Source organism: Spirosoma harenae, assembly GCF_054776975.1.
Genome location: NZ_BAAHBD010000030.1, coordinates 82,215 through 96,323, shown reverse-complemented (window position 1 = coordinate 96,323; position 14,109 = coordinate 82,215). Strand labels below are relative to the sequence as shown.

At 46.9% G+C, this 14,109-nt stretch carries 9 protein-coding genes; 6 read left to right on the top strand and 3 right to left on the bottom strand.

Features of this window, described 5'->3' with window-relative positions:
* Positions 1 to 624: 624 nt before the first annotated feature.
* Together ACYVE4_RS27115 and ACYVE4_RS27110 are read left to right on the top strand one after the other, a co-directional pair.
* Positions 625 to 1,713 carry an acyltransferase family protein gene (locus ACYVE4_RS27115; RefSeq protein WP_461043521.1) on the top strand — a complete coding sequence of 363 codons (1,089 nt, stop codon included), beginning with the start codon at positions 625 to 627 and terminating at the stop codon, positions 1,711 to 1,713.
* Positions 1,714 to 1,993: 280 nt separating this feature from the next.
* Entirely contained in the window at positions 1,994 to 2,854 is an 861-nt protein-coding gene (locus ACYVE4_RS27110; RefSeq protein ID WP_461043519.1) for a hypothetical protein, read from the top strand.
* A gap of 690 nt (positions 2,855 to 3,544) precedes the next feature.
* Here the strand turns inward: ACYVE4_RS27110 and ACYVE4_RS27105 are convergent.
* Together ACYVE4_RS27105 and ACYVE4_RS27100 are read right to left on the bottom strand one after the other, a co-directional pair.
* Positions 3,545 to 3,928 carry a response regulator gene (locus ACYVE4_RS27105; protein ID WP_461043517.1) on the bottom strand — a complete coding sequence of 128 codons (384 nt, stop codon included), beginning with the start codon at positions 3,926 to 3,928 and terminating at the stop codon, positions 3,545 to 3,547.
* Between the two features lie 14 nt (positions 3,929 to 3,942).
* Positions 3,943 to 5,943, bottom strand: coding sequence for a PAS domain-containing sensor histidine kinase (locus tag ACYVE4_RS27100; protein WP_461043515.1), 2,001 nt, complete (start codon positions 5,941 to 5,943; stop codon positions 3,943 to 3,945).
* Between the two features lie 249 nt (positions 5,944 to 6,192).
* Between ACYVE4_RS27100 and ACYVE4_RS27095 the strand changes: the two genes are divergently transcribed.
* Positions 6,193 to 6,813 carry a hypothetical protein gene (locus ACYVE4_RS27095; protein WP_461043513.1) on the top strand — a complete coding sequence of 207 codons (621 nt, stop codon included), beginning with the start codon at positions 6,193 to 6,195 and terminating at the stop codon, positions 6,811 to 6,813.
* A gap of 322 nt (positions 6,814 to 7,135) precedes the next feature.
* On the opposite strand, the gene ACYVE4_RS27090 is transcribed toward ACYVE4_RS27095, so the two are convergent.
* The gene (locus tag ACYVE4_RS27090; protein ID WP_461043511.1) at positions 7,136 to 7,723 is read right to left on the bottom strand and encodes an RNA polymerase sigma-70 factor; all 588 of its coding nucleotides are present in this window, start codon (positions 7,721 to 7,723) and stop codon (positions 7,136 to 7,138) included.
* A 225-nt stretch (positions 7,724 to 7,948) separates the two neighbouring features.
* On the opposite strand from ACYVE4_RS27090, the gene ACYVE4_RS27085 reads away from it, so the two are divergent.
* The 3 genes from ACYVE4_RS27085 to ACYVE4_RS27075 all read left to right on the top strand — a co-directional run bounded on the left by ACYVE4_RS27085 (position 7,949) and on the right by ACYVE4_RS27075 (position 14,097).
* Complete coding sequence (locus ACYVE4_RS27085) at positions 7,949 to 9,013, top strand: FecR family protein (protein WP_461043509.1); 1,065 nt, start codon at positions 7,949 to 7,951, stop codon at positions 9,011 to 9,013.
* A gap of 228 nt (positions 9,014 to 9,241) precedes the next feature.
* On the top strand, positions 9,242 to 12,613 hold the full coding sequence (locus ACYVE4_RS27080; protein WP_461043507.1) for a TonB-dependent receptor: 3,372 nt from the start codon (positions 9,242 to 9,244) through the stop codon (positions 12,611 to 12,613).
* A gap of 20 nt (positions 12,614 to 12,633) precedes the next feature.
* On the top strand, positions 12,634 to 14,097 hold the full coding sequence (locus ACYVE4_RS27075) for a RagB/SusD family nutrient uptake outer membrane protein (RefSeq protein ID WP_461043505.1): 1,464 nt from the start codon (positions 12,634 to 12,636) through the stop codon (positions 14,095 to 14,097).
* The last annotated feature ends 12 nt before the right edge of the window (positions 14,098 to 14,109 follow it).

Below are 14,109 nucleotides of genomic sequence, written 5' to 3'. Positions count from 1 at the left end.
GCGAACGATTTGAACTCCGTTTCAGGCCCTGAAGCTGGCCTATCGAGAAAGGCTCAGAAAAGGCAAACAAGTGCAATTGGCCACTTATCAAACGAAGGGCTTTGGTTAACTGGGCCGGCTAGAGCCATTCTTTTGAAGATTGTTCAGTAAAGTACCTAGTGTAGTATGAAACGCCTGATTTTTTGGGCATTACCTCGTCTCAAATCGGATCTATTTATGAGCGATGAGATTAACAGTACTTTGCGAGTTAACAGTATATTCCCTTTTCTTACTTTAGGAAGTCAAGTAAGAAAAGGGAATATACAGCTTCATGACCAGCTTAAGCTTCAATCTCCTTGGCTTTCTTGCCTGGCAAATCTGGGAGGGCCCACCATCAGTTGTTTGTTGAAACAACAGTGGAAGTAAGCCTCTAGGCTGAGTATTATGTTACCACTACTAGTCAATGATAACATATTTATCTCTTTATATTGTTTAAAATAATTATTAACAAACTTGTGACTTGTCTTTTTCGGTATAGTCCAGAAGATACAGTTTACGTACTCAGGCCCAGGTACTGATTTGTTTCAATATAGCCGAGTGCGGCTGTTGTCTAATGCTACATGAGCATTATACCTACCGTTCTGTATGTTACCAACTATCATTACTGCCTTACCATTAATAAGCCAATATCGAAGGAAATCACTTGTTACATCAGCCATAGTTGGCACTAAAAAACGATTAGACGTACTGGACTATCTGAAAGGAGTGTCCATTGTGTCGATCATTCTATTGCACAGTTTTCAACTAGTGGCTTTACCACCCCTGGGAAAAAAACTGATTCAATTCGGAGGTACGGGCATTCATGTGTTTCTTTTTGTCTCCGGATTTGGCCTGTACCTGTCTCATCTAGCCAAACCCTTATCCTTTGGGTCTTTTATTAAAAAACGGTTCCTAAAGATCTATATCCCCGTTAGTTTAAGTGTTACGGTTATTGCCTTAATCAGTTTGGCCCTTCCACTTTACCGCTCTTCCTGGTATGCCTATTTGGGCCATCTGTTTCTTTATAAAATGTTTGATGAGCGCATTGTGGGCAGTTATGGCTACCACTTCTGGTTTATTTCGCTCATCCTTAGTTTATACCTGGCTTTTTTGCCCATTCTTAACGCCAAAGACCGCTTACCTACCCGGCTATTTATTGGTTTGTCCTTTGTAATTAGTCTAGCCTGGAGTGCGTTGATTATCAGCATTGGAAAGGAAAGCGTCCGGGTCTGGAACAGTTTTTTTTTACAGTATTTATGGGAATTTTGTTTGGGTATTTACCTGGCTGATCGATATAAAAAGAAACAGTTCGAATTCTGGAACCAGCCATCGGTCACGCTCCTGCTTACATCCGGAGTTGCCCTACTTTTATACGCTGTTCTTCCACCTACGTTCGGTTCAGTTGGAAAGGTCTTGAACGACATTCCAGCGCTAGTCGGCTATATGAGCCTGGCCATTTTTGTGTATAATACCCATTTACCTTTCCTAAACCGATTTTTTACCTATACGGGTAAAATTTCCTTTGCGCTGTACTTATTTCATATGCTCTTTTTGCAAATGGCTACCTATATCGCGGCCCGATTCCAGATGGAATTTACCTGGCTGATGGTGGCTATCTCCTTTGGGGGTAATTATTTGATGGCAATTTATGTCTATGCCCTTTTAGTAAGGCTCTATAAAGTCATTAAGGTGTAAATCGGCTCCTAAAGTCAACGTCAATTCTTATCCTTGAATCTTGAAGACTTCGCCACCCTTACGGATCCAGGGTCGCCTACCGAAAAAAATTAACTGACTTATCGGTTGAGCGATTTGTGAAGGTGTCCTATAAATACAATTTAGGAGGGGGATGGACCACTATGAAACTAGCAGGAACAAGTCTTCATTCATTTGTTGATACTCGTTTGGACTTACCATTCGTATGGATCGTTTATATAGCTGAAGAACCATCATTTGGTTGATCAGCCAAGACTAAATCATGCAACGTCGTCTATTTACATATGGCTGGTATCTGACCCTAATGACCCTGCTGGTCAGTTGCCAGGATGCCCCGGTAGCCACCGAGCCCCGGTATCGCTTGAAATCCATTAGTTCCACATATGGCACCCTTGATCCGACTAAGTCAAGTAATTCGAGTGGGCAAGAGTCTATAGATACCTATACCTATGATGAATCAGGAAAACTGATCACTCAGCTTACCGAATATTCGCTAAAGGTTGCTCCCCCTCTCACTACGTTGTGGGAGACCAGAACGCTTGAAACTTCGGTTTATGATGCCCAGGGCAGACTGGAAAAAAAAGATGCCGTCTTGACTCAGAACCCTGATGCTTCAGATGCAAAACACCGTCGAATGACGACTTATGTTTATGATACTACTGACAGAGTGACTCAAGTTAAAGAATATAGCTCAACCTCAAAAGAGCCTGTATTCCCCACCAATTTTACATTGGATTATATCTACGAGTACGCGTACAACGGTTCATCCAGGCTTCCCACAAAGCTTTCGAAAAAAACAAATACAGGCTGGCAGTTTGATCCCACCTTTTACTATGTCGAAGAATATACCTATACCGATGGGAATATTACGACCATGAACTTAACACAAATGCCCACTCGTCTTAACCAATATACGGCCTCATCCAGCCTTGACTACTTTCAATATGACAATAAACCTAACCCCTATTTTGGAATAGGGATTGGCACCAGTAGACTATCCTATTGTCGAAACAATCCCATTACAACGGATGTAAACTACACCTATGACGAAAGAGGGTTGTTAATAAAGTCAACCGGGGAGAACGGTCAACTTATAAGAAAATACGAGTACGAAACCTATTAAAAAAGAGGCTATGGCTCGGCTTAGGCTGAAAATTTCAAGGTAACACTCTCGCCAAAAACGCCTGTTTTATCAATCTATTAGTTTAGATGATTTGTTACCAAAACACTAATAACTTGGGTAGGATAAGATGACCTTTTCCTATCATCTTATCTCAACTAATAAATCACCGTTTTATCGGTAAAAATGAACTCACATTCCTGATTATACCTATTATTTTGAGCGATAAAACGGCCATTATGTTGCCTACATCTGATTCAAAAAATATAGTAACAAAGCAATAATTTTTCAGTGAGTTGGGAAGTGGTTCCACTTCCAACAACTGCCCAGGTACACCCTACGCCTTTTGATGTGGGATTGCGCTGTTGGATGCTCTTAGTGAATTAAACCCCAGACCTAGCCTCATCCTGCTGGACCGACACATGCCCGATCTGAATAGTCATCAAACCTTGCAGGTGTTGAAATGGCAGGGACCTTTAAGATGATCCCCGTCGTCATGCTGAGCGCTGAGGCTTCTCTCAATGAAATTAACGTCTGTTATGAAGCATGCGTTAATTCATTTCTGATCAGACCGTTAGATTTTGCCGAATGAAAAGAGTCGATTGAGTGTGTTTGTCAGTAGTTGGTCGAGGTTAATCATCCTCCAATGCATAGGTAATGTAGCATTTTATTGAGCTTTTTCGAAGGTTAACATCATCCCTTTTCGAGCAAGCTCGTCAGCGCAGCCAAATCGACTGGTTTCATCAAATACCCGTTAAAACCGGCTTCATATGCCTTCTGAATAGATTCTGGCTGTCCATACCCCGTTAAGGCAAAGATGAGAACCGATTGTCCCCAAGCCTGCTGACGAATCCGACGGCAGGCTTCATAGCCATCCATGCCGGGCATGCTGATATCTAGTAGGATCACCTCAGGCGGGTTTTGTTCACCCAGTTGCAAAGCCTGCTGACCACTTGTGCAGGTCTGAACCTGATAGCCTTTTAGGTGTAGAAGCATCTGCAAAACTGTCAGTGCATCCTGATTGTCGTCTACCGCTAAAATGCGGTTTGGGAGCCTACTCGTCTGGTTACTCATCATGGAGGTTAGCGTAGTTAAGCCTGGAAAACAGGCAGGTGTACCACAAATTCACTGCCCTGATCCAAGCCGGGACTAAAGGCTTCAATACGACCGCCATGCATTTCGACCAGTTGCTGGACCAGAGTCAATCCTACTCCTAGTCCACCGTTGGAGCGGGCCAGAGAGGTATCCACTTGCACAAATAGGCCAAAGATCGTCTGAAGCTGATCGGCGGCCAAGCCAATACCGTTGTCCCGAACCCGCAATACCGCTTCAAAGCCTATTTTCTCCAACGAAAGCCAAACCTGACCCGGTTCGCCGTTGCGATCGTCCTCAGTATAGCGCAGGCCATTGGTCAAGAGATTGGTCACCACCTGATGCAGACGGGTTGCGTCGCCGTTCATCGGCAGAGAGTCGGTCGGTAGGGCCACTAGCAACTGACGACTGGCCTTTTCATAGAGGGGGCGGATGGCCTGAGCGGCTTGAGCGACGATGCTAGCCAGGTCCAGTGGCTCTTTTTGCAAGTCAATCGTACCCCGACTGATGCGGCTCACGTCCAGCAAATCGTCCACTAGGCGCATCACATGATCCATCTGCCGATTCATGATCGGTAGCAGTGATTTTATCGTTGGCTCACCGCTATGCGTCAGACTCAGCACCTGTAACCCCGTACGAACGGGCGTCAACGGATTGCGTAGCTCGTGAGCCAGCATGGCTAAAAACTCATCCTTGCGCCGGTCGGCCTGACGTAACTGCTCTTCTGCCTGTTTGCGAGGGGTGATGTCGCTGGCCGCCCCAAACCATTCCCGAATCTCTCCCTTCTCATCCAGGACCGGGATCGCTCGGGATAAGGTCCAGCCTACGCTGCCATCCGCCCGAATAACCCGATGTTCCAGTTCAAAGGGCTGTTTAGCTTGGATAGCCTCATGGATAGCCAGTTCTACCTTCGACTGATCGTCATCAGGAATGTAACGCTTTAACCAATGGGTACTCGCTTGCCGAGTATCGCTTAGAAAGCTCATGCCTTTTAGATTAAGCATCTGACTCCAGTCGGCACTCATCTGGTAGAGTGAATCGGAACTCGCCGTTACCAACAGGCGAAACTGTTCTTCGCTCCGGCGTAAGGCTTCTTCAGCGCGGGATCGTTCCACGGCGGCCCAGGTGCGCTCGGCGGTTTCTTTCAGCAGGGCTATTTCAAGGGTTGTCCAGTGACGCGGCACCGATTGATGAATGCTCAAGATAGCTCGTACGTTGCCCGCCTTCACCAGGGGCACCCCAACTGCCGCTCGCACCTGAATGGCGTCAAAAGCCGCTGTTGATTGCTGGGAAAACTCCATGTTTTGATGAACGTCATCGATCACTACGGTTTTTCCCTGGCGATAATACGTCTCCACCATGTCAGTATCAAAGGCCAAAAAGCTCACGCTTCCTACCAAAGGCGACACCCCCTGAGCATAGCCCGGCCCAATGATCAATGTATCGTCATCGGCCTGCAATTCCCCATAAAACGCGCGTTGCACCTGTAAATGCTGGCCCAGCACCTGCATGGCCGTTTGTTGAATAGCAATTGGGTCAGCGATCAGTCGAAGGGCATCGCTCAATTTGAGCAAATAGGCATTACGGTCTTCACTTTGTCGCAGGGCCTCTTCGGTCTTTTTGCGCTGGGTAATATCGTCGAAGACGACGGCGAATAGCTGGCTGCCCAGCGGACCGACCCGTACGGCATAGGCCGAATACCACCGCTGAGTGGCCTGGTTGTAGTTCTCAAAGCGGAGCGACTGCCCCGTTTGTAGGACCCGATGATAGGCCTGGAACCAGTAGGCTTCGGTATGAGGAGCCACCTCACTGCCCAACTTGCCCACTACGTTTTCCATGCCTGTCTGCTGTTCAAACACACGATTGACTTCCAGGTAGCGCCAGTCGATGGGCTGTCCAGTGGGATCATAGAGTAGCTCACTAATATGGAAGCCCTCATCCATCGAATTGAGTAAGGTGCGATAGATGGTTATGTCGTCTGCCAGCGGAGAAGTAGCCATAATCAGGAGGATATTTGTGACTAAACTACAAATTCGATCCGGCGTTTTCTACTTAATGAAGCCATCTCGTTAAGCGCCCGAATTATAAAGCAGCTACATGAACGCTCTTTCGTCTCAAGTAGGAGCATTTTAGGATACACGCACCAGCTGGCGATTTCAAAGCTTAACGCTTGCATAGCTAACCTTATACCAATAACTATATAGGTAGTTTTAAGAAATAGCCTTCTTCTTGTTTCAAAGAAAGCAAGTATGAAGACCAGCTATTATTGTATATTCTTCCTGCTGATCGGTGCCGGATGCATCAGACAGCCCAGACTCTCCGCCAACAGCTCATTCAATGTGACTAGTAAGCTCAACGATTCTACCTGGTACGGTACCGGTGAACTCTTACGCATCAAGGAATCAACACAACAGCCCGACAATGGCAGGACGTTGAACCTGCTGGTCTACACGGATATTGATTATCCAGGCATGGGGAGTGAGCCAAACTCTAACACAACTACGGGATGCGTTAACGGTGACTGTAATCGGACCCAGATCTTGATGATTTATAACATTCCCTTCAACAAAGGTCGAACTACTCTTACTAAGCTGAATAAACGTAGCTTTCTAAAAAATGAACAAGCAAATCTTTCGTATTTGGGCAATTCCGGCGGGTTAGCGAAACGCTATATCAACCAGGGAGCAAAACCTGATTGGATCAGGGTGACGAAGATCGATCAGGCAACCGGTGTAGTCGAAGGGCGCTTTGCTCTTTCCTTTAAGGAAGATATGACTGTCTATAACCGGCTAGAGAACGGTATGCCGGAGACAGTTCAGTTCACGGGTGGCCTGTTCCGCATTAAGATCAAGGATGTGATCTTGAAATAGCGAAGCTAATTCACCTTTCCAGGAATAATCTGTATCTGTTTGCGAAGGCAATATATTACCTATGTTCGCTTATAATCCTTCTAGCTGGGCACCCTATTTAAGCAGAATCTGCTTCGTCTTAGGTTGGAGCATTTTATGAGACTATCATTTTGCAATAGTTGGGCAGTTTTTTTAATATCTGCCCAGCTCAGGTAGTAACATAAGCAATACGCTTTGGTGCCTAAATTGCCAATTCCTAATTGAACGTACACCCAATTTTTGCCCTTGGACTTAGCGAAGTTTAAAGAAACATCGTGAGTTGTTCATTCCGCATTTCTGAGAGTCACCAGAAGAAAAATAGCCACACAAACAAATAATCCCGTAGCTGGACACGTAATAGTTTGAGGGCTTTAGATAAATGATACTCAACCACTTTATCGGTTATCGACAACCGTTGGGAAATTTCGGGAATCGTTTGTCCCTCAAAGCGGCTCAGCCGAAAGACTTCCTGCGTTTTAGGGGGAAGTTTAAGCAATTCTGACTCAATTGTTTCGACCAGATTGTCGTAGGCAACCTGGTCTTCGGTTGAGGAGTTGGCCTGTTGAGCAAAAAAATGCTGGTACGCCAGGTATTTCTCTTCGACAACCTGTCGTTTGATATGGTCGATTACGGAGTATTTAAGGGCGCGAAATAAGTAGAAATTAACCTGACGGACTTCGAGTGATTCTCGTTTTTGCCAGAGTTGCACAAATAAGTCCTGGACCAATTCTTCGGCCACTTCCCGCGATTTTGTTTTTTGAAACGCTACCCGGTAGAGATCATACCAGTACCGTTCGTATAACTCGGCCAGAGCCAATCGATTCCCCTCCGACAGCGCCTTTAGGACCTGTACATCATCCCAATCGTTGAAAACAGAGGTTTGCTGACTCATAACTATCAACTCTAAGTCGCTCAAAAGTGAGTGCTAAATTGCAAATTTTTAATCAAATAGTTCTAGGAACCTTAAGTCGAAACTATACTTTAAATTGTAATTTTAAAAGTATTTTAATAGAATATTGGACTTATTATATAAATAATCTCCTATTTAATAAAATCATTTAGGGTGATTGGATGGCTTTATCGACTTCCATATATACGCCAAGATGCTCAACCGCCCATGATCACGCCAAATGAGTTTGCCAGCCTCCTTAATCGGTATAAAAACGGGCAATGTTCCGACGAAGAAATTAAGCTGATTGATAGTTGGTATGAGCAGTTGGGGAAAGAACATCAACTGTTGATGAACGAGGCAGAACGGTTAGAGATAAAGAAGAAGCTTTGGCAAGCTATTGATCAGCAAACCAATACGGATGAAGAGGAGGCAGTCCAAGAGACTAGACGACAAATCCCATTCCCGGTTATCTGGCGTTGGGTTGCGGCTGCGGCCATCGTGATTTTAGTTGGTATTGGTGCGTTCATAACGTATCGACTGCAGAACAGCGCTTTATCGAGTGGTGTGGCAAGTGGTGCAGCCGAGTCGGGAATTATTGCCCATACGAACACGACCGATAAGTTGCAGCAAATCGCGCTGACTGACGGAAGTCTTATTCAATTACAGCCACACAGTTCAATTCGCTATACGACCAGTTTAAAAAGCCCAAAACGGGAAACCTGGCTAACGGGGAAAGCCTTTTTTCAGGTTCGACGCAATCCGGCCCGACCTTTTTTAGTCTATAGCGGCAAAGTGGCAACGCGTGTATTGGGAACCAGTTTCTGGGTAACGGCACCGACCAACGCGCAGACGGTAGAGGTCGCCGTACAAACGGGTAAAGTGGCGGTTTTTAAACAAAAAGACCATTCCGGTAATCTTGACGAAAAAACCAATGAGGAAGCTGAAGCCGTCATTACCCCCAATCAGAAAGTAACCATTTTCGTTGAGCAGAACCGGGTAGCCAGAGGGTTGATTGAAGAACCAAAGCCCATTCGGTCAGCTAATCAGGTGGCGTCCGTCAACTTTTCCTTCGATGCCAGCCCTTTGCCAGAAGTGCTGAACCGTTTGGAGAAGGAATACGGAATTGAAATGCGGTTGGGTAATAAAGCACTTGAGGCTTGTCGCTTCACGGGAAATATTACTCAGCAGCCACTGTACAGCAAACTGGAATTGCTTTGCCAGGCAATTAATGCCCGCTACGAAATTCAGGGGCCGCGCATTATCATCAACGGAGCAGGCTGTATGCCGTAGCTAGTTATCAACCTTAACCCACAACTGTCTATGCCCTAACCCTATTGCTAACAAAAAGGCCGAATGTGCGGCTACACATTCGGCCTGATATGGCCCCGCTGATTCACGTCATTACTCATCTGCCAGGATGAGCCGGGGATTGTCTTGTCGAATTATTCCTTTCACCCAACAAAACATACCAAAAGTATGAAGTTTTATCGAATGTTCGGTTTGTGTCTTCTAACCGTCATGAAAATCTCATTTCCGCCTATTTTCCTGATTCTGCTACTGGCTGGTACGTCGCTTGCCCACGATGGCAAGGCGCAGGATTTTCTTAAGCGCCCCATTACGATTCGAGTAGATGATGTGGCGTTGAAAACAACGCTTACTCGGCTTGAGCGTATCGCCAATGTCGATTTTGTGTACAGTCCCAATGCAATTCCGGTGATGCGGAAAGTATCGTTGCAGGCACAAAATCAGGAATTAGCTATTGTGCTGGAGCGTTTATTACGTCCATTAGGACTAACGTATCAGGTCGTTAGCGGACAAATTGTTATTCAGCTTCTTCCGAAAGAACAATCTAGTACGTCGGAACAAATGGAACCCGTTGTTGAGTCCTTGCCGGTTGTTGCTGATCGATCAATTACGGGTACGGTCAAAAGTGAAACGGGGCAGGGGCTACCCGGTGTGAGTGTCGTCGTTAAAAATACAACACGCGGTACCACCACCGATGCGGAAGGGAAATACAAACTTTCGCTTCCAGACGAAAGCCCAGCTACGATACTGGTTTTTTCCTTTGTGGGGTATAAGAACCAGGAAGTACCAATTGGAAACAGCACCACCATCGACCTTCAACTAGTGCCTGATGATAAATCACTAAACGAAGTGGTGGTAGTTGGCTATGGTACGGTTAAGAAGAGTGATCTGACCGGTTCGGTGGCTAGAATTGATGAATCGATTATCAAAGCAACCCCCATCGTTTCGCTGGACCGGGCTATGCAGGGCCGGATAGCGGGCGTGCAGGTAACTTCTAATTCGGCCGCACCGGGTGGCTCGTCTACCATTCGAATCAGAGGTACGGGTTCCGTCAATGCGGGAAATGACCCGTTATACGTAATCGACGGATTTCCGACGGGTGATCTTAATTCCATAAACCCAAACGATATTGAATCGATTGAGATTCTGAAAGATGCCTCGGCAACCGCTATTTATGGTTCAAGGGGATCCAATGGGGTTGTGCTGGTAACCACCAAACGAGGTAAATCTGGTCAGTCGACTATCAATTTTGAATCCTATTATGGCGTACAGTCTGTCCGGCGTAAGATTCCGTTGCTGAATGCTCGTGAGTATGCTACGTTCATTAACGAAGCCCGAATCAATGGAGGGGGAACCGCTTATTTCGACGGCTCCACGGCGGCCCGCCCGCTCCCTGAATCGCTCGGAGAAGGCACCGACTGGCAGGATGAGATTTTCCGAACAGCTCCCATTCAAAATTACCAGCTATCCTTTACGGGTGGAGAAACCAAAACCCGGTACGCTATCTCCGGAAATTACTATAATCAGCAGGGGATTATTCAGAATTCGTACTTCAAACGATTTTCCCTACGAGCTAACCTGGATCGGGAGGTAAAGCCCTGGCTGACTATTGGCCTGTCGATGCAGGGGGCGCATACCCGCTCGAATAGTAGCCGCACAGATACCGATGGCGGGGCAGCCGGTGGGGTTACGAATGCCGCCCTGAACTATGCGCCCGTTTTCCCTATTTATGCGTCGCCGGGCATTTACTACCGCGATCAAAGTACGCTAAATGGGAGTCTGGTCGACAACCCCGTGGGGCTGGCTAAAGAGGTGACGAACCTGTATTACACGCTTCGGTTGTTGACTAATTTTTACGCCGATTTCAAAATAGGGGCGAATCTTACTTTCCGTACGACCTGGGGGGCTGATTTACTGGCCAGTAAACAAAACAACTACGCCACCCGCCTTATTCAACTGGGAGCCACCACCAATGGATCGGCTTCGGTGTCGAGCGCGCTGAACATTAATTACCTGAACGAAAATACGCTGACCTATAGCCGAACCTTTGCCGCAAAACATAACCTGACGGCATTACTGGGCTATACGTCTCAAGCGTACAACATCGAAACCGTAACGGCCAATGCCATCAATTTCAACGACGATTTTGCGCTCTACAATAATCTGGGAGCCGGGGCCACGTTGCAAAATCCAGCATCGGGAGCCGCCAACTGGGCACTGGTGTCGTATCTGGCCCGGATCAACTACGGCTTCGATAGCCGTTTTTTAGTCACCCTGACTGCTCGTCGGGACGGATCATCCCGGTTTGGCCCTAACAACAAGTATGGCTTTTTTCCGTCGGGGGCCTTCGCCTGGCGCGTGATTAACGAGAAGTTTCTGCAAAATCAGAAGTCGGTATCGGATTTAAAATTGCGCCTGAGCTATGGCGTAGCGGGTAACCAAAGCATCCCAGATTATTCGTACCTGTCGAATATTGCCATTACCCAGGGCGTATTGGGCGGAGCTACGCCAACCATTCAGTCGGGGGGTGTTCCTGCTACGATTAGTAATTACGATTTGCGATGGGAGAAAAATACGCAGTTCGATGCGGGCGTGGATATTGGCTTGTTTAACAACCGAATCCGACTAGTTACCGATTACTACCAGAAAATAACCTCCAATTTATTGTTTTCGGTTAACGTTCCGCAAACAACAGGTTATAGCTCCATTCAACAGAACATTGGCAAGGTATCCAATGAGGGGTGGGAGTTTGCCCTGTCGACGGTGAACATCGATACAAAGGATTTTAAATGGAATAGCGATTTTAATATCTCGTTCAACAAGAATAAAATACTGACCCTGGATGGTCGGTCTGAGTTTACGGCCGGTGCGTCAAGTGGTCACCTACAAGTATCTAACACCTCATTACTGAAAGTCGGTGAGCCGCTGGGGAGCTTCTATGGACGCGTCACCGATGGTCTTTTTCAGACGCAGGAAGAAGTAAATGCATCCGCTCAGAAAACGGCAAAACCCGGTGATTTGAAATACAAAGACCTGAATGGGGATGGCGTTATTAATGATCTGGATCGTACCATCATCGGGAATGGCTATCCTAAATTCTTTGGCGGATTGAACAATACGTTTACGTACAAAGGCCTCGACCTGACCATCTTTTTGCAAGGCAGTTCAGGGAATAGTATTATGAATTTCGGGCGCTTCGGTTTGTATAACCTGAATGGCAATAACAACGAGTCGAAAGATGTGCTGAACCGTTGGACGCCCACCAATACGAACACCGATATTCCAAGAGCTAACTCGGCAGGTGGGCAGCGTATTTTGTCCACCTTTCACATCGAAGATGGTTCCTACCTGCGTCTGAAAACCATTTCGCTGGGCTACACATTACCGCAGACCGTATCGAAAAAACTGGCACTCCAGCAGGTGAAAGTCTACGTATCGGCCCAGAACTGGATCACATTTACCAACTACAAAGGCTACGATCCCGAGGTGAATTTTTCTGGTACAAGCTCCATTAGTCAGGGCGTAGATTATGGAAGTTACCCGACGGCTAAAACCTTTCTGGCTGGCCTCAACGTGAAATTCTAACTCCTTAACTCCGACATTCTGTGAAAAAATATAGCATCTTTTCCGTATTTCTGATCCTGGTTGGCTGTGTACCGGATCTCGATTTAGCTTCTAAAAGCAATGTTTCGGTCGGAACCTATTACCAAACCCCTTCCGACGCCAAAGCCGCTGTTGTGTCCATGTACAGTATGCTGCGCTCGATGTACCGAGACGAGGTGTTGATGACGCCCAACGTGGTGGCTGCCGACGATGGTATCCCATTTCTGACGGGTAATGCCGACCGGGTGGCCTTGTGGAATTATAGCGTGGTGCCGACCAATACGTTTCCGGGTATGATCTGGCAGAATGCGTATATGGGTATTCAACGCTCTAACATTATTATGAATCGGATTCCTCCAATCAGTATGGATGAAACGATCAAACAGGGGTACGTTGGCGAAGCTAAATTCCTGCGGGCTATGCACTACTTTACACTGGTTCAATGTTTTGGCGGAGTGCCTCTTGTCCTGAATGAAACAACCGGCCTGGCAGAGGTATCCATCGCTCGTGCCACCAAAGACGATGTGTACAAGCAGATTGAAAAAGATTTGAAGGATGCCGAAATGGCCTTACCCAAAGCCTACACAGGCGCCGATGTCGGCAAAGCAACGCAGGGAGCGGCAAAAGGACTTCTGGCGAAAGTCTACCTGACCTGGGCGGGTACCGATGCCGCTTCGCCCTATTGGGCGCTGGCGGCTGCCAAAGCGAAAGAGGTTATGGATTTAGGCCTGTATAACCTGTGGGACAATTATTCGGATGTATTCAGCCTGGCTAGCCGGGGTGGAAAGGAATCGTTATTCGAGGTGCTTTACATTACCGATTTGGCAGGGAATAATTTTACCACTGGCTATGCTCCCCGTGGGTCACCCATCGTTCCGGGAAATGGAAGTGGTATTTTTCGGGTTAGCCAAAGCCTATTCAATAGCTATTCGGAGAATGACAAACGGAAGCCTGTTACGTTTCTGACCTCCTTTGTGAACCCTACTACAAAAGTAACTACCCCTTTATCGGTGACAGATACCGATCCGGCCAAAGGTGTTTCGTTCTGGAAACTAGCAGACCAAACATCTACTGTTGCGGGAAATGGCGGGAAGAGCGCCCCGATTCTTCGGTATTCAGAGGTGTTATTGATTTATGCCGAGGCCCTCAATGAAGCGGGAAAAGGGCCTAATGCGCAGGCGTATGAAGCTATCAATAAAGTACGTGCCCGCGCCGGACTAGATCCACTTTCGGGATTGACGTATCAGGCATTTAAAGAAGCCGTATGGCTGGAGCGCAGGCTGGAACTCTGTTTTGAAGGGCAGCGTTGGTTCGACCTGGTTCGTACAGGCAGGTTGTTGACGGCGGTGAAAGCCGAAACCAGCTTTGGCCGGGCTACGACCATACAGTCCTATCATACCCTGATGCCGATCCCCCAGCGAGAAATTGATGCCAATCCGGCGTTAAAACAGAACGAAGGCTATTGATTCCAGAACGTC